The organism is Ferruginibacter sp. SUN002 (assembly GCF_050611725.1).
GTDB lineage: Bacteria > Bacteroidota > Bacteroidia > Chitinophagales > Chitinophagaceae > Ferruginibacter.
Genome location: NZ_JBODJB010000001.1, coordinates 2,362,921 through 2,383,503, shown reverse-complemented (window position 1 = coordinate 2,383,503; position 20,583 = coordinate 2,362,921). Strand labels below are relative to the sequence as shown.

The following is a 20,583-nucleotide window of genomic DNA, read 5'->3' as shown; positions in this document are numbered from 1 at the left end:
ATCTGTAAATAATAAAATTTATGGGAATAAAAGTTCATTTAAGATCAATAGCCGGGAAATTTATAAAAAAAGTGTTTCCGGTAATCATAGTTGTGTTTTTGATGACATTGCCGGCAATTGTAGTTGGGCAAAACCCGGGAGATAATCCCGATGCTGAACCGCAGGCTGTGCCGTTGGATCCTAAAATGAGTTTATTATTAATTGCTGTAGGTGCATTTTTAGCTGTAAAAGTTATACAAAAAATGTATCGTCGTCAACCCGTGCTACTACAGAATGAAAATTAACAGACTGATTATCTGATTGATTACATGATCAACAAAATGCACCTCGTTTGAGGTGCATTTTTTAGGTTTTAGGTAATGGATTGACTGGTTACATATATTAGGTAAGGGTTTATTTTAATGGAAATCGATTGAATATATAATTTTATAATTTGTTTTCATTTATTTGGTAATCAGGTTTTTATGATTGCTGTCTAAATTTTTATCAGATTAATTGTTATATATTCTCTATATAAAATTGCTCTTTTTGCCTGCTTTGTATTTTTGTTTCGGTAAGTCTGTTATAAAAAGTTCTATTGGCTATAGGGGTTTTGGGTGGAGCTGTTAAAAAGATAGTTATAAGATGTTTATTCGTTTTGAAAAGCAGCAGCTTAATGTAGATAAGCATCTCATATTGCCGGGACTAACGATGCTTTTTTTTAAAGAATTCGGGCAAATATTTTTTATTATTTGTCCTTCAATTAAAATGATAACGATCAATTTGCATATGAATAAAATCTGCTCAATATTCTTAGATAAAATATTATTTCCGTCATTTTCGAAGACAACTCTCTATCTTTTCATCATTTTGATCTTCAGTCAAAATGTGTCGGCACAAACGCCATGTAATCAAAGGGAAGTAGTAAATATAGATTTTTCTTATAATGGAGGGGGTGTTGCTCCGACACGTTGGAATGTGAATCAGACAGATACTGCAGGGTTTTCTATTGATCAAAGCGCATTCCAATATCTTCCAACAGGTAATTTTACAAATGTAAACCTGAATCCATCAGGAGCAGGTGTAAACAATACAAAAAGAGAATACGCCATTGTAACCAATCCGAATATACTTAGTCCGCAATATGCAAGTATTCCTACTGATGGAATGATCGTTATCAATCCTAAACAAGGAGAGAATGATGAGTACGGTAAATTCTTTGTCAATGGTCTAGTGCCGGGAAATACTTATAATATCGAGATCAAAGTGTGGAATGTAATTGGTATGGCTATGCCGGGGGCCTGCGGCAGCTGGTGTAACTGGAACGGTCAGCTCAATACAGTGTGGGAAGGAAATGGGAACAATGCCCATGATGGACAAGGTGGTGGGGCCTGGACAGGTACAAACGGTTCGGGGGGAATTGATTTTTGGGGCAACCAGAATTCTAACGTAATGAAAATCTCTGCTAACGGTTCTTATGCGATCATTACAGGACAAATGCAATTAGGAAATGCAACCAATGGATTCAGTTTTTATTTCAGAAAAGGCAGCGATATTAATCCTGTTGTTTTAGGGATAGATTATATTAAGGTATATGGTTGTTCACAAGAAGCAATCAATGTTTCGGGAGGTTCAACAAATGTTTGTGAAGGAACGGATATGACATTAACTGCTCAAGGACTTGGTCCTGCAAAAGGTGCTTCTTATACCTGGTATAAGAACGGATCGCCGCTAACCGGAAGAACTTCCGATACATTAAATATTGTTTCGGCAACAGGTGTAGGTGTCACCGAAACATACAGGGTAGTGGGGCAATGGACAGAAAAAACAGTTGTACTTACATCTAAATTATGTTGTAGTAGTGTAGGGGGAACCAGTGATGAGGTAAAGCGGCAAAGTTTTAATGGGCTTACTTATAGTTGCCCAACCGGGCCTACCCCTGACGGATCAAGACATGGTGGATATGCAGATATTCCTAATAAAGGAGTAGAGAATTTTATAGATGCAGCTTATGCTTATGCAGGAGCAACCTGTAATAGTTTAAATGATGGTCAGTATGCAGTTGTGCAAAGTTCGTATGCAGGAAATTTTTGGCAGAATAGACCGGAGGTGAAAGATCATACAGGCGTTGCCGGTAGTGGGGCATTATTCATTAATGCAATAGGAGGTGTTGGTCAGGTATTCTATAAGTTCGATCTTACAGGACTTTGTAATGCAACAAGATATGAATTCTCCGTGTGGTATGCATCCTTAGCTGCTTCTTCGGAAGTAAAGCCCAATATTGAATTTGCTGTAATGAACGGAGCTACAAAAGTTGAGTCGGTTACTACAGGCGTTATTCCCGAAAATTCAAAATGGTATCAGGCAACGGTTACATTTCTCACGCCTGCAACTGGTACTCCTACCTATACATTACAGCTAGTGAACCTTGTATCAGGGGCAAGCGGTAATGATTTGATGGTTGACGATATTGTTGTAAAGAAATGCAATCCACGGATCAACTTGTATCAGGATGGAACAAAAAATGATACACTGGTGGTTTGTAGTACTTCGCCGGTTGATTTAAAGGTCAATACATTTTATAATCTTCCTTTAGCCATTACCGGTAGTACAACAGGTACTGTTTACTTCCAATGGATGAGTTCAACTTCGCCTACCGGACCATGGACAAAGATCGGCACGCCTGAAACAACTGGAACTTTATCTGCAATACCTAGCGCAACTCCAACTTATTACAGGGCCAAAGTGTCTGCCGATCAGATTCGTGCAGGAAATGCTGCTGATCCTTTAGCGGCGGATTGCGGTAATGATGGAATGACATCTTCTTTCAAATTAACAAAGGGAGGGAATTTTACAATACCACCAATTGCAGGAACAACTACTTACTGTGCTGGAGCAACCATGACCCTGACAGGCGACGCAGGAACAGGTGATGAGTGGGAGTGGAGAAAAGGGCCTTCCGTAGGAGCTGTTCTGCCGGGATATGCTTATAGTAATAATGTTGCAAAAAAAATATATACAAAAACTGCAGCAGCTAGTGACGGTGGTGATTATTATTTTTTTGTAAGAACTGCAGCCGGTTGTGAAGCCAGTTCAAGGGTAACGGTAACGGTTAACTCATCAGTTACACCTACGTTTAATGCCATTGGACCTCTTTGTGCCGGAGCTGCTGCGCCATCGCTACCTGCAACTTCAACGAATAGTATACCAGGAACATGGAGCCCGGCGACTGTAAATACAGCTACCGTTGGAACCACTACCTATACCTTTACACCAAATGCAGGACAATGTGCAACAACAGCAACGCTACAAATAACGATTTCTGCTGCAACGGTTCCGGCATTCAATGCAATACCAGCAGTTTGCCAGGGAGCAACAGCACCGACGTTACCTGCAACTTCAACCAATAGTATAACAGGCACATGGAGCCCGGCAACAGTTAGTACAGCAACAGTTGGACAAACTACTTATACCTTTACGCCAACTACCGGACAGTGTGCTACAACAACTACGTTACAGATTACCGTTAGTTCACCTTCAACGGTACCAGTCTTTGCAGCTGTCCCTAATGTTTGTCAGGGTGCTACGGCACCAATACTTCCTACTAGTTCTACGAATGGTATAACAGGTACATGGTCGCCGGCAGTAAGCACAGCAACTGTTGGAACAACAACTTATACCTTTACACCAGGAGCAGGGCAATGTGCTACAACTACTACTTTGCAAATAACTGTTACCGCAGCATCAACAGTTCCTGCATTTGCATCAATACCTCATGTGTGTAAAGGAGCTGCTGCACCAACTTTCCCAACTAGTTCTACGAATGGTATAACAGGTACCTGGTCGCCGGTAGTAAGCACAGCAACTGTTGGAACAACCACCTATACCTTTACGCCGGCAGCAGGACAATGCGCCACAACAACTACTTTACAAATAACTGTTGATGAACCAACGATACCCGCTTTCGCTGCAATTGCTCCTGTATGTATCGGATCTTCTGCACCAACACTTGCAGCAACTTCTACCAATGGTATTGCCGGTACATGGAATCCTGCAACGGTTAGTACAGCTACTGCAGGTACAACAACATATACCTTTACTCCAAATGCAGGACAATGTGCAACTACAACAAGTTTACAAGTAACAGTAGCATCTTCCATTACCCCGGCTTTTGCTGTGATTGCACCGATATGTGTAGGAGCAACACCGCCTGCATTACCAACAATATCAACCAATAATATTACAGGAAGCTGGTCGCCGGCTACAATAAATACTGCTACAGCGGGTACGGCAACATATACTTTTACACCAGATGCAGGTCAGTGTGCAACTGCAAGTACTACAGTACAGGTAACGATAACAACACCTGTTACACCTACGTTTGCACCGTTAACAGCAGTTTGTCAGGGAGCAACTGCACCAATATTGCCAACTACATCAACAAATGGTTTTACCGGTACTTGGTCGCCTGCCGTGAGTACAGCTACTGCAGGTACAGCAACATATACATTTACTCCAAATGCCGGACAATGTGCTGCTACAGCTACCATACAACTTACAGTTAATGCTCCAGCTACACCTACATTTGCAGCAGTTCCTGCTGTATGTGTGAATGGTGCGCCACCTACGCTGCCAACTACCTCTACCAATGGGTTTACGGGTACATGGAATCCTGCTACCGTGAGTACAGCCGTTGTCGGTACAGCTACCTATACGTTTACGCCAACAGCCGGACAGTGTGCTTCATCAACTACGTTACAGGTAACCGTTAGCTCGCCATCAACAATACCAACATTTGCAAATTTTGCATCGGTATGTAAAGGATCAACACCACCGGTGTTGCCAACTAGTTCTACAAATGGTATCTCTGGAACCTGGAGTCCTACAGTAAGCACAGCTACTGTAGGTACGGCAACTTATACATTTACGCCAAATGCCGGACAATGTGCTGCAACCACAACAGCACAACTAACAATAACAGGGCCACCGAATCCGCCGACTACCAATGCATCTGTAAAATATTGTTTGAATGATAATGCAGTACCATTAACCGCAACAGGAACCAATCTTACCTGGTACGACTTTTCAGGAACAGGTACTTCGGTAGCACCAACCCCTGTTACTACAACAGGCGGGGTAGCTACTTATTTTGTTACATCCTCCATAGGTTCTTGCGAAAGTGAAAAAGTGCGTATAACCGTTAACGTTAATAATGTTACTGCTTTTGCAGGTGGACCTATCCTTAGAGTAGATGAGGGTAAACCCACTCAGATCAATGGTATTGCAACTGGGGATAATATTACTATTTTATGGTCGCCGGCAACAAACCTGAACTCTGCTGCTGTTCAGAATCCTGTAATCAACACAACACAGGATATGAATTACAGAATGACAGTTACTTCACCTGAAGGCTGTTCCGCAACCGATGATCTGGAAGTGATCGTTTTGAGAACCGTGGAAATACCGAATGCATTTTCTCCAAATGGAGACGGTATCAACGATACATGGACAATAAAATATCTCGGAGACTATGCCGGAGCTACCGTTAGTATATTCAATCGTTATGGACAATTCCTTTTTGAAACTCCTGCCGGTGCTTATGGGGCTGCCCCATGGGATGGAACAATCAAAGGAAAACCTGTACCGGTTGGTACTTATTTTTATGTCATCAAATTGGCGCCTGGTAAAGCACCTTTAAGCGGCTCAGTTTCGGTTATAAGATAATTAATTGATTTTTAATGTGAACTCCATGTAGTAATAAAGTTGCTCATGGAGTTTTTTTTTGTTTAACGAAAGAATGCTTCTTGCTATATGTCTGTACTACAATATTATATGCCTAGAGTTATATAGTTACAATAATAATTGAGTTATAAACACTCGTTGGAAAGTAGTCTGCTGTGTATTGTTAAACCTAAATCTATTTCTTCTGAAATTTAGTACCTTGCAAAGGGTTTGGAGCAGGCAACTATTCATGTCTTCCGGTCGTCTAAATAGTGCTGACCTCAATCACTTCTAATATTTTACACTTGAGGATGAAAAAAATTTACCTGTTATTATTTTTATGCTCATGTCTTATGGGAAATGTGGTAAAGGGGGCTTGTCCTGCACCGAATACTACTTATACTATAGGGCCAACAGGTAACTATGCATCAATTGGTGCCGTAATAACTGACCTTAGTTCTTGTGGTGGTATTACGGGTTTTTATATTTTTGAATTTCAGTCTACTTATGTTTCTACTGTGGAAACATTCCCAATTACTATTCCGAATTTCGGCGGGAATTCTACAAATACAGTAACTTTTAGGCCTGCATCAAATGCAACAAATATTTTAATCACTTCCAATAACATTAACGGAACAATAAAATTCAATGGTGCTCAATATGTTTATTTTGATGGCAGGGCAGGAGGTTTGGGCTCATCAAAAAATCTTACAATAGAAAATACAGATTCAACCTTATATACCGCTTCCGGAGCAACTTCGTCGGGAACAACTGTTACGGTAGGGAGTACTACAGGATTATCTGTTGGTATGTATGTTGGAATTGGCCCCGGCGGTGGTTACTTTGGACCTAATGCAAAAGTTCAATCCATTTTGAGCGCAACTACATTTCAGGTTGATATAACCCCGGTCATAGCGCTTGGAGCAGGTAATACTGTTACTGCAGGATGGAGGCCCTGCGCTGTTATTTTTGAAAACGGGGCAGCCAAAAATGCAGTAAGATATTGTACACTCAGAAGTGCCAACCAGAATGTAACCAGTGGTACAGTATTTTTTTCTACTGCAGTTGGTACAGTTGGGAACAATAACAACGCAGTTACGAACAATGATATCAGAGAGTGCACTACAGGTAGTTTTCCATTGGTTGGTGTATTTGCAGATGCTTTCCAGACAGCCGGACAATACAACAGTGGCGATACAATCAGTTATAATAATATTTACAACTATTATAAATATGCAGCTTCCTCAACAGGTGCCTTATTAAGATGCCCGACTAATTGGGTGATAGCTTATAATAGTTTTTATCAAACGGGAGGCAGAAGCCTTCTTACTAATACTGTACAAGCTACTGCCATTAACGTAACTGGCTTATTAGCTTCCGGAGGTTTAGTATCAGCAACGAATATTGGTAATAATAATCTTGTTAGAGGTAATTATGTTGGTGGTACATCAGCTAATGCAGGTGGTAGTTCAATGACCTATAATGGTTCAGGTAATTTTGTCGGGATTGCAGTATGGGCAGGAACAACAACCAAAACTATTGTTGACAGCAATGTTGTGCAGAATGTTTCATTTACAACTGTCGGAACAGGAATTGGCCCGAGAGGAATGGCGATTTTCCAAGGCACAGTAGATTGTCTTAACAATACAATTGGTAGCACATCTGTTGCAAACAGTATTCAATTTTATATTAATGCAAATTCTATTACAGCATCAATGATTAATGCCGGGGCAGCAAATCCTACAGCCGGAGTATTAAACATTTCTAAGAATACTATCAGTAATGTCTTGATGAGTTCAAGTGGAACAAGTACTGCACTCAGATGCATCAGTGTGCAGGGTACTCCGGATTCATTAGCTGTAGATAATAATACAATAAATAATATTTCTTCTCCATCTAATATAACAATAAGAGGTGTTTTCTCTTCGTCAACTTCAACAAAGAATACAATTAATAGTAATAAGATCACCAACATTACGCAAACCTCTACAGGGGCAGCTGCAGAGGTTACAGGGATTTGGACCCAAAGCGCTACCAACACAATAAATTTTACAGTAAAAAACAATAATATAAATAATCTAAGTTCAGCAACCACAAATACCGGTACCAATGGTGTAGTGGTCGGAATTAAAATTGTATCCAGTGGAGCTTCGCATACAATAGAACAAGATACAGTTTACGCAATCCGTGCAAATAATACTTCAAGTGCTGCAGTGCAGGTTGCAGGAATTGGGATATATCCATCCTCTATTTCCGGCTCGGGAGGAACTGTTTCAAAAAATATTATTTACGATCTTACAAATACGAATGTTAATAGTAGCGGACTGATTTCTGGATATGTAACCAATGGCGGGAGTTGGAATTTTTCCAACAATATGGTCAGCCTTACCAATAGCTCAAATACAAATGCCGTTTTAATGGAAGGTGTACGTGATACAGGATTGATATCGGGCACTCGAAATTACATTTACAATAGTATTTATATCGGTGGTACAGGTGCAAGTGATAGCTATGGTGCAGCTCTACATTATAATTGTGGAGCCGGTTCTGCAATCATAAAAAATAATATACTGGTGATGGAGCGTTCCAAAGGAGCAGGCTCGCCAAGTTTTTATGCTATTGCTAATAAAACAAATACAACCACAGGTTTTACTTCAGATAATAATATCCTCAACTGTTCGTATGCAAGTTCTCTAGGTTTATGGGGGGCTACATTAGTAACAGGAGATAAAACTTTTGCTGCATGGCAAACAGCAGTTAGCGGTGAAAGCTCAAGTTATACTGGAGAGTTTGTGCCATTTGTAAGTACCTCCGCCGGTAATTTGCACATTGATACTACCAACGCAACATTGATTGCCGGAGGTTATGTAAGCAATATTGAAAGCAGAGGTGTTGTTATAAGTGGTACAACGGTCGATTTTGATAATGATACCCGTCAGGGCCCAACAGGCTCTGTAAGGGGTGGCGCATCTGCACCCGATATTGGTGCCGATGAAGTGGATCTTACATATAGCGGCGATATTATCTGGAACGGTACTACCTCAGATGATTGGGCTACCGGAACAAACTGGAGTACAGGAACCGTTCCAAATTCTTCATCGAAAGTAGTTGTTCCGTTGCTGGGAGGATCGCTGCCTTATCCTATCATAACGGCAACGGCTAATGCAAAAAATATTATTACGGGTGTGGGAAGTTCTGTTACGATAAACAGTACAGGAACTTTAAATGTAACAGGGGTCTATCAAAATAATAGTACACTTACTAACAACGGTACGATCAGATTTAATGGGTCGGCTGCACAACTGTTTTCAGGAAGCGGTTCCGTATCGGCAATGAATAACTTTATTGTGAACAACGCTGCCGGTTTAACCATATCACAATCTTTCTCACTAACAGGTACACTTACCCCAACATCGGGCACTGTTAATTTGAATAACGCTGACATTACATTGAAATCTACATCTGGCGCTACAGCAAGCGTAGGGCAGGTAGGCGGTAGCTTTGGTTATACCGGTACCGGTAAGTTTATTATTGAAAGATATATTCCAGCTCATAGAGCATGGCGTTTGCTCACATCACCGACAGAGGCTGCTACAGGGCAATCGATTAATGCAGCATGGCAGGAGGGGGCTACACCTAAATCACCGATGGGAGCAGAGCCTATTGCATCAGCCTACAACCCTTACCCGGGATACGGAACGCATATAAGTGGAGGCGCTACAGGATTCGGTTATGATGCAAATACTTCAGGCAATGCTTCTTTAAAATATTACACCGGTTCAGCATGGCAGAATGTAAGCAGTAGCCTGTATACAACTAAAGTAACCGACAGGCAGGGATACATGTTATTTGTAAGAGGGTCAAGAGCTTTGGATCTTACGCAGGGCACTAACTTGGTTGCAGACAATACAACCTTGCGATCGAGCGGTCGCCTTAAAACAGGTCCTCAAACCATCACAGCATCGGGTAATACCGTTATTGGTAATCCGTATGCTTCAGCTATCGATTTTCACCAGATCGCTTTGGCAAGTGGATTTACCGGAGATACATATTATTTGTGGGATCCTGCACTCACAGGGTCGTACAATGTTGGTGCCTGGGTAACTTTTTCGTATAATGGTAGCAGTTATGACAGGATTATTACTGACTCCATACCGGTTACAGCCTACACAGGTGCTATTTCTGCCAATGGTGTAATTGAGTCAGGAGCTGCTTTTGTAGTGAATTTTACAGGAGATATTGTTATTGATGAAACGGCCAAGACAACACATGTTAACAATGCCATGTTTCGTCCGGCAAGAACAAGGGTAAACCTGTTGGCTGTTAATGCCGACAATACGATATCAACAAACGACGGTATTTTAATTACTTACGGCGATGAATACTCGAATGATGTAAATGAGAGAGATGCACTCAAACTATCAAACTTCAATGAAAGTTTTTCCTCCAGAAGAGACGGTAAATTATTGTCTATTGAAAGAAGAAAAACTATTCCCAAAGATGGTACCGATACCATTTTCTTCAATCTTGCTACCGTGCAACTGAAGAATTATATTTTTGAAATTAAGGCAGATAGTATGGATCGTAATAACCTGGCTGCTTTTCTTGAAGATGGTTATCTGAATACCATTACGCCGGTTAGTTTAAAAGATACAGTCAGAGTGGGTTTTTCATTCAATACCAACCCGGCATCGTACAATAGAGAAAGATTTAAACTGGTATTTAAACCTTCTGTAAAATTTACAGAGGTGAAAGCTGATCTACAAAATACTGATATTGGAATAACCTGGACGGTAGCCGGTGAATACAATTTGTATGACTATGCTGTTGAAAGATCTACCGACAGTGTACATTACGAACAAGTAGCAACGCAATTAAGTAGTGGCAACAGTACACTACCGGTAACGTATAGCTTCATCGACGGGAATGTGGCATCGGGTAAAAATTATTACTACAGAATATTAAGTACCAGTAAAGCAGGAGTGAAGGCATACAGCGATCCTATAAAAATTGCTGTGTTAAAAAATACACCGCAATTATATGTGTTCCCTAATCCTGTTACCAATAATGTTATTGGATTGAAATTGAATACGGCTCTGGCAGGAGCATATTTGATAGAACTATCCACCATAAAAGGCGAATCACTTTACTCAACCACTGTGCAACATCTTGGCAGCAATGGCGCACATATTATACGTCCCGGAAAAAAACTGAATGCCGGTGTTTACTTGCTCACTGTAGCTTCACCCGCCGGCAGTAAGTCGGTTATAAAAATTATGGTGAAATAGTAAGCTTTCGTCGTACAGTCTTCTTCGTTAGTTCTCCATTACATAGATATGTTAATTAAGTTGAATATTTAATCGTTTTTAGCAGGATTCATATCATCAATTTGTTTTATTTTTTGCAAAAAATGCAGAAATTTCTTTCCCTAGTGTAAAAAAAGCATTTTGTATCCACATAATTTAATGATTTGTTAATAATAAACTTGCTTAGATGCGGTTTTTTCTGTAAATTCGTACAGTCTTTTTATTTCATAATCCTTATTTTTTCGAAAACCTTTGGTATAAACAACCTTTTCGTTGTTATGTACGTCTTACCTTAACGTAAAGCCTGTTGTGTGAAAGAAACACGAAAGAATAATATTTTATGAAGAAATTCTACTTTCTAATATTTTGTTTTGTTTTATTTTTTGGTACGAAAAATCTTGTTGGTCAAATAGTTTGGGCTAATGGGGCGGCGGCAACAGCATGGTACACCGCAGCTAACTGGTCACCCAGTACAGCATTCGGGGCATGGACAACTTCAAGTGTGGCACAATTTCAAAACACAGGTTCAGCTACTACTGCCGGGATTAATATGAATACGTTACAGCTTTCCATAGGTTCAATCGAAATTACTTCAGCAAGAACAAGGGCCCTCACAATAGGTAATTCTTCCACCACAGCTGGTACATTAACTTTAAATGGCACAACGATCAATAGTGTTTCAAATGTAATTCTTAGAAACAATTGTGGTTTTCTAATGACCTTACAAAATAATGAAACGGGTTCCGGAAAAACAATGAATATTGCATTGGCCAATACCACAACCAATGTAATAAGTATTGATGGTGCAGGGGGTATTACCATAAGTTCAATAATTAGCGGTTCCAGCAAAAGCTTAACGAAAGGTGGTTCAGGTGCCGGTGTTCTAACATTGTCCGGAGCTAATACATATAACGGTGGTACTACCATTTCAGCGGGTACTTTAGCATTTGGTGCATCCGGGGTTTTAGCTGATGCAGGTGGTCTTACATTTGCTGGTGGTACGTTAAGTACGGGTGGCTTCAATGAAACAGTAGGCGCTTTAGATCTTTCTGCCGGTTCATCTTCAATTACTTTAGCTGCATCTTCTCATTCGCTTACTTTTAGTAGTGCTCCTGCCAGTTTTACATCTTCATCAGCAACGTTAACTATAACCGGTTGGACTGGTACTGCTTATGGTGCTGCCGGAACAAATGGTAGAATTTTTTGTGGAAGTACTTTAACTGCCGCACAACTTGCTAAAATAACTTTTTCAGGAGGCACATACCCCGGTAACGCTACTCAAATTGCAGGAGGTGAAATTGTTCCTGTTGCAGCTTGTGCTAACCCAACTTTAACAGCTGCATCTCAAGCAGCAGCTACAGTTTGTGATGGCGCAGGTGCAACCATCAATTTAACAGGCCTGGTTGCCAATAGTACCAATAACGCAATTGATTACACGATCGATGGTGTTGCTGCAACTCAGGTAACCGGTATAGCTGCAGATGCTTCGGGTAATGCAAGTTTTACAACAAGAAACCTGGTATATGCCACCGATAATGGCAAAGTGCTGCAGATAACAAAAATTACCAACAGTTCCTGTAATACAAATTTTACAGTAAATCTAACCAATCCGCTTGTTGTTACTGCAAGGCCAACAGTGGCATTTTCTGCACAACCCGGGGCAGCCGCCTGTGCCAATACAGATCTTACTTATACAATTGCTACATCCGGAGGCGAAAGTAATTTTATCTGGAATGTACCGAATACTTATTCTATAACTTCGGGTGGTATTGGTACGGGGAGTAGTACTGTAACATTAAAATATACAGATGCCGGCAGTAAAACGGTTACCATCAATTATACAAAGGGTGGTTGTCCGGCTGCGTCAGCAACATCTTCTACAGCTACTACAGTTACTTTGGTTGCACCAACATTTACTGCACAGCCAAGTAGTCCGAGTTGTACCGGTACAGATCTTGTTTACACCACACAATCGGGTAAATCAAATTATGTATGGACTATTCCCGGTGATGCTACGATACAATCAGGGGGTGGCACAAGCGATAATACTGTAACAGTTCGATATACTACTGCAGGCAGTAAAACAGTAACGGTAAACTATACCGATAATTCATGTACAGCAGCAAGTGCAACCTCATCCAATAGCATTACGGTGAATGCTCCGGCTTCAACACCTACAGGTTTAACTGGAACAGCCACTGTTTGTCAGGGACAAAATACTGTTGCTTACAGTGTAACAAATGTTGCAGGTGTAACCTATGCATGGAGTTATACAGGAGGTACGGGAGCAACATTATCAGGGTCAGGCAATTCAATAACGTATAGTTTTTCAAGTTCAGCAACAAGCGGACAGGTAGAAGTTACTGCAGCAACAGGAGGTTGTGCAGCAAGTACGGCCGCGACATATGCTGTAACCGTAAATCCACTTCCTGCACAACCGGGAGCGTTTACTACAAGCACAAGTACGCTATGTGCAGGCACATCGGGTGTAGCTTATGAAGTGCCGTTTGCGGCCGATGCCACATCAGATTATTCATGGAGTTATGTTGGTGGGTCTAATGCAACAATTAATAGTGGTACTACACGTTCAGTAACAGTTGATTTTGCCAGCAATGCAACATCCGGTACATTGACAGTGTATGCCAATAATGGTTGCGGAGCAAGTGCATCAGCAAGAACGATAGCAGTTACAGTTAATCCATTGCTGACGCCGGCAGTAACGATAACTGCTTCGCCGAGCGGCGCTATTTGTTTTGGCACGTCTGTGACTTTTACACCCGGTACACCAACTAACCTCGGTGGTGGTTCAGTAACTGGCCCAAATACTTACGAATGGTTTTTGAATGGTGTATCACAGGGAGCTCCGACTGCCACATTTACTTCAAATACATTAAATAATAATGATCAGATATATGCAAGAATGACTGTAACAGGTGGTACAGGATGTTTAACTGCTAATCCGGTTAACTCTAATACTATAACGGAAACGGTTAACCCAATTCCGTCTGCTCCATCTTTTTCTACAAGTACCACAACAACCTGTCAAAGTATTAGTGGTGTAGCATACATTGTAAACAATTCAGGAGGTACTTATACCTGGGCCTATACCGGAACGGGAGGTAGTATCAATGGAAGTACGAATTCTATCACAATAAATTACGGCGCAACGGCCACTTCGGGAAATTTGAATGTGTATACTACGGTGAGTGGATGTAATAGTTCTACAACCAGTCTTGGAATAACAGTTAATCCAAAAATATCTATTACTACTCCTCCTTCATCTGTAACGATCTCGGCCGGTTCAAATACATCTTTTTCTGTAACAGCATCAAATGTTGCTTCGGGTGGATATCAATGGCAGGTAAATACAGGTAGTGGGTTCAATAATGTTGTAGATGATGCTGTATACTCCGGTTCTAACAGTGCTACGCTTAACTTAACTAGTGTGCCTAATAGTTATAGTGGATATACTTATCAATGTATACTTACTGGTCTTACCAGCTGTACGCAGGTAACAACACCATCTACACCTGCTACTTTAACAGTAAAGTGTTTATTGGAAAGTTTTACTAGTGCAACATTTCCTCCTGCAGGATGGCTTGCAACCAATTGTGCCAGGAGTACTACAGCTGCAGATTATGTTACAAGCCCTGCGGCCGCTATTTTTCAGCCTGCTAACGGAACATTAACATTACCTGCCTCAGCCTATCCACAAAGCATGACCTTCTATTTGGGTAGAACTAATACCAGCTCTGATAAAGTTATGTATGTGAATGTTTCTACTGTATCGCAAACAGGGCCATTTACTACCATAGCTATTTACGATGAAAATGGTACAAGCCCTAATATTCAGGTGCCGGGAAATACATATGCTCAATACACAGTAAACTTTGGTGGTTATTCGTCTTATCCGAATGTATGGGTTCAATTTCAAAAAGTTTCAACATCTACAACGCTTTGGCGTTTAGATGATATCAATATTACTTGTGGAACCGGTTGTACACAACCTACCGTAACAACACAACCTACTGCTCAAACCGGTTGTGTAAGTACAACGATCCAATTTACAGCAGCGACATCTTCGGGTTCGCCAACCTATCAATGGGAAATGGCGGCAACCAACGCCGTAGGTTCCTTATGGTCAAATGTTGCCAATTCAACTCCTTCAGGAGTTACTTATACAAATGCAACTACGGGTACATTAAGTATAAGCGGAATTTCTTCGGTTTCATCTTATTACTACAGATGTAAGATCATCAGCGGAGGATGCACTATTTATACAAGTGCAGCTCAGCTTGGTATTGCGGCAGTGCCTTCCATAACAACATCGCCTTCAAATGTACTTACTTCTGTGAGTCAAACTGCTACATTTACTGTGACAGCAACAGGTTCACCGCTTACTTATCAATGGCAGGAAAAAGTGGGAGCAGGTGCTTTTACAAATATCAGTGACGGAGGTTATTTCTCCGGTACAGGTACGGCAACATTGAGTGTGATCAATCCAATACTGTCAATGAGTACAAACCAGTACAGGTGTATTGTAAGCTCATACAATTGTGCTATTCAAACATCTGGTGCTGCAACTTTAACGGTACAAACTTATTGCGTACCATCTATTACATTGGCTTGTGACGAATTTATTTATAATGTCACATTTAACACCATCAATAATACATCGGCTAATTATGTTTGTGGAATAACATCTGGTACCACAGGGTATTCTGATTATTCTGCAACCTCAACAAGTGTAATTAAAGGGCAAACATATTCATTGAGCGTAAGTGTTGGTAAAGCAACAGATCCTTTGGCAAGTTGGACCAATAACGATATAAGAGTTTGGGCAGACTGGAATGCTGATGGAGATTTTGCTGACGCAGGGGAGACAATGGTATCGATAAATAACAATGGTGCATCAGGCGCATATAACATAACAATACCATCTACTGCTACTACGGGTAATACTAGGTTGAGAGTAAGACTGACTTACGCTGATGAGACCGATCCTTGTGGCGCAGCTACCTATGGAGAAACTGAGGATTACACTTTAGCTATAGTCGCACCTTGTACACCACAGGCCTCAGTTACTAATTTTTATCCATCTACCGGACCGGCGGGTACTATAATAAATGTTGTTGGTACCGGATTTTCAAATACTACCGCTGTAACGATCAATGGTGTTACTGCTACATATACAATCGTTAGCAGTACACAATTAAATGTAGAAGTGCCTTCAGCTGCAGGAACAGGTGTTATAGCAATTACGGATAATGCTTCCTGTACTTATAAAACTTCAAGCAGCTTTACTTCATTAAATCAGGCAGGTACCTGTAGCGGTGCAGGTGCATACACTGATCTGATCATTACTGAAATTTCGGATCCTGTATCGGGTAATAATCATTATATCGAAGTTTATAATGGTACATCAAATACAATTAATCTGAATACACCAAATAACTATACTATACAAGTGTATAATGATGGTAGTCCATCGGGTACGGTGCAATCTGTTGACATCTCAGGAACAATTGCTCCCGGAGGAATTAAGGTTTATTATGCTGGTGCAAATGGAGGACTTGCCACGGCAACAGCACAAGGTACTTCTAATGGTTTTAATGATAATGATGAAATCAGACTTTTGAAAGACGGTACTGTTATTGACAGGGTTGTTACTCCGAATTATGTTGGGTATAACTATAAGCGATTGACAAGTGTATTGTCGCCAACTGCAACTTATAATTCTGCACAATGGACCATTACTTCGGAGCCGGTAACGCAGAATACAACTAATATCGGTTCATTTACTCCTGCTGTAGCAATAACGATCTCTTCACCATCGGATGTAAATGCTTGTTCAGTTACGATGTCGGTTACAACAACTCCTGCATCGGGTTTGTTGTATAACTGGTATTATCAAAACGGAACAACGGGTACAGGCTGGACATCACTTAGTAACGGAGCCGGTTCCGGTGCATTTGCCGGTACAACTATTGCCGGGGCAGATGGCATATCACTTTCTATCACAGGCGATCTTACCAATATCAATAATTATCAATTCTATTGCTATACTACAGATGCAAGTTGTGAGAAGTATTCGAATGCAGCACAGTTTACGCTGAATGCAGATCGATATTTCAGAACCACCGGTGCAGGTGGTAACTGGACATCGGCAAGTAATTGGCAAATGGCAACAGCTGTCGGTGGGCCGTATGGATCCGCTTGTACCTATCCAACAGTTACCAATTCAGATTATATTTCGATAGAAAGCGGAACGACGATGGTATTAAACCCATCTACATTCACAGTTGATCAGTTGGTGATACAAAGTGGTGGTACTTTAAAAATACCATCTACCACCACACTTACAATTAATAATGGTGCAGCAGGCGCAGACATGAGTGTTTTAGGTACATTGATAGATAGTACCAATTCGTCTAACAACACCTCATTCAGTGGAGGAGCAACATGGTCAATAGGTGCTTCCGGTTCGTTTGTGAAAACAAATAGTTCAAGCAGCAGTGTTTTTCAAAACAATTATGAAGGAACGATTGCTACTGCAATGCCTTCTACAGCCAATTGGATATTAAGGTATACTGGAGCCAGTACACAAATTAGTTTGACCAGCAGTAATGCAGTTTATCCGAATTTAATATTCGAAAGTAATTCAGGCGCTTGGACTCCGTCAACGTTCAGTACCAAGCTAACAGGAAATACTGTTATAACGGTAAAGGGTAACCTGGATATAGGTGGTACAGGATCGGGAACCGTAACAGGTCTTATCAATGATAATACTAATGCAGCGGGTATTTCAGTTGCAGGAGATCTGATAGTAAGATCCGGTTCATCATTAACGAATGTGAGTAACCTGGCTTCTACTTATGGGGTAGGATATGATGTGCAGGGCAATGTGACCATTAATGGTACATTAACAAATAATGGAGGAAGTACAGGTATACTTAAGCTTACAGGTATACAAACATCTCCACAAACGATTTCGGGCAGTGGAACGATGGATCTGTTCAATGTAACTGTTAATAAAACCGGCGTTGGTGGCGGTGTTACTATGAGCAGAAACATGAGTATTCCTACTTCAGGAACATTGACAATAAGCAACGGGTTGTTAAATGCTCAGACCAATACACTGGATGGTGGAGGCGATCTAACAATGACAGGCGGTAGTTTACAGGTGTCTAAAAATGCCGTAACACAACCGGAACTAACGGGTACGTATAGTCTTTCAGGTGGTACGGTGATCTTAAATGGTAATGGAACAGGAGCAAATGCACAAACTGTACGTGCAGTTAATTATTATAATCTGACATCATCTTCAACTGGAGCTCGTATATTACCAAGTTCCGGAACAGTAGGTATTGCTTCCACATTTACCCCTAATTTCCCTACCCAGGCTTATACTATTACAGGTAGTACGGTTGATTTCAATGGTTCAGGTGCTGCACAAAATATTCCGGCATTTGCTTTCTATAATGTTGGATTTAAGAATGGTGGTACAAAAACATTGATCGGCAGCGATACTGTTTACAGAGCGGTAACGCTTGGCAATAGCCCTACGGTAAGTGATGGTACAGCATTGGCTTTGGGTAATTTTGATATTGTATTACATTCCGATAATAGCTTTACGGCTTATATCGGTCGTACACCTATCCCTTCCGGCAATATTACTTATGGTACAGGTCGTTTTAATATTGAAAGGTATTTGCCAATGCAAACACCGTATTCCGGTAGAAGGTGGCGTTTAATGGGTGTGCCGATCAGCGCAACCAATGCTCCGTCAATTGCTTCGTCATGGCAGGAAGGAGCCGTGCCGACAACTACAACAACCGATATAACAGCTTCAACCAACCCGAATCCGACATACGGGACACATATAACTAACGGTATTGGTAGTACGAATAATGCTACCGGTTTTGATGCAGGTTCAACGGCTAATCCGTCTATCTATAAAATGAATCCGGGATCGGGATTGTGGTCGGTACCAAGTGCACTGAACGGTAGTACGGCAATCACCGATTACAAAGCTTATATGTTATTTGTGAGAGGTGATAGAAGTATAGTAGTATCAAGTGCTTATATCAATACAACCGGTGGAGCTAACCTGCGTATCAGAGGAAAAATAAATGTTGGAGATGTAAGCACATCCATTGTAGCCAATAAACAATTATTAAGTAATCCATATCCTTCGTCTATTAGTTTGGCCGGAGCAGATTATGGCGGAGTTATTATGGGGTCAGCAGGTGGTACCGGCAGAACATATTATTTATGGGATCCTAAATTATTGGGTAGTAAAAATGTAGGAGGCTTTGTTACTTTCTCCAGCAATGGAAATAATACGTTTACATATGTACCTTATGTAAATACAGCTCCGTATAATACGGGTATCAGTTCATACACTACAGATGGTACAATAGAATCAGGTGGGGCGTTTATGATCGATAATACTTATGGTGCTTCTAGCTTTATCATTCATGAATCTGACAAAAAAACAACCAGCACAACTGTAGGGCTAGCCAGCAGACCAACCGGAAGTGGATCAACTTCAGATGTGTCGGCTTTCTATACCAATCTTGTATATATAGACGGGCAAGGTACTCCGATACTGGCAGATGGTGTTGCTACGCTTTATGCAGATCAATATAGCAATGAAGTAGGTAGTGAAGATTCTAAGAAAATGCTGACATTCCAAACAAGAGAGAAAATCAGTCTTTTGAGAAATGATAGCATACTAGCTATTGAAAGAAGAGAAAGTATTGCTATAGAAGATACTATCTTCCTGCAAATGAACAGACTTGATAATAATTTTACTTATCAGCTACAATTTATTGGTAAAAATTTCAAACCTGAAATTACAGCCTACTTAATAGATAAATATCTGAAAGAAACCTACGTGATATCTACAGAAGGTACTTCTATGCATAATTTTGAAACTGATAATGATGCAGGAAGTGTTGATATCAACAGGTTTAAAATTGTATTTAAATTGCCTGAATTAGGAACAGTACCAGTTACGTTTACAACTGTTGCTGCGTCGTTGAGTAACGGTACTGCTAACGTGGAATGGAAAGTAGAAAACGAAACCAATATCAAACAGTACATTGTTGAACGTTCTGTTGATGGGGTAAATTTTGTGAAAGCTGCCACACTTGCTGCAAATGGTAATGGACAGTACAACTTTGCAGACGCAACTGTTCTAACCGGGGTTACGTATTATCGTATTTTGAGCGTTTCAAATACAAATGTTGTGAAGTACAGTAGTATTGTAAACGTTAAAAAGACAAATGCACAACCTGCTGTAGCACTTCAGCAAAATCCGGTTAAAGACGGAATAATAACATTGCAATTATCAAATATGCCTGAAGGGACCTATAAGTTTACTTTGTATAACAGTATAGGACAAGTGATGTTTACCAAACAAAAGGTAGTATCCGGAACCAATACATCATTTGTGGTTGGACAGGTAACTGCTAAAGGGATCTATCATTTAGAATTGCTGAAGCCTGATAGAACAAAAGAAACTATCAAAGTGATCTATTGATCATTCTTATAGAAATAATTAAAGCCCCGA

At 40.7% G+C, this 20,583-nt stretch carries 4 protein-coding genes; all 4 read left to right on the top strand.

The features are described from left to right. Positions 1-20 precede the first annotated feature (20 nt). The 4 genes from ACQ33O_RS10420 to ACQ33O_RS10405 all read left to right on the top strand — a co-directional run bounded on the left by ACQ33O_RS10420 (position 21) and on the right by ACQ33O_RS10405 (position 20,553). Positions 21-284, top strand: a complete 264-nt coding sequence (locus ACQ33O_RS10420) for a hypothetical protein (RefSeq protein WP_430995520.1) — start codon at positions 21-23, stop codon at positions 282-284. Between the two features lie 484 nt (positions 285-768). After that, a complete protein-coding gene (locus ACQ33O_RS10415) occupies positions 769-5,703 on the top strand; it encodes a gliding motility-associated C-terminal domain-containing protein (RefSeq protein WP_430995519.1) in 4,935 nt (1,644 codons plus the stop codon). A 308-nt stretch (positions 5,704-6,011) separates the two neighbouring features. After that, positions 6,012-10,988 (top strand): beta strand repeat-containing protein, encoded by a 4,977-nt coding sequence (locus ACQ33O_RS10410; RefSeq protein ID WP_430995518.1) that lies wholly within the window; start codon positions 6,012-6,014, stop codon positions 10,986-10,988. A gap of 358 nt (positions 10,989-11,346) precedes the next feature. Further along, positions 11,347-20,553, top strand: a complete 9,207-nt coding sequence (locus ACQ33O_RS10405; protein WP_430995517.1) for a beta strand repeat-containing protein — start codon at positions 11,347-11,349, stop codon at positions 20,551-20,553. Positions 20,554-20,583: the final 30 nt, after the last annotated feature.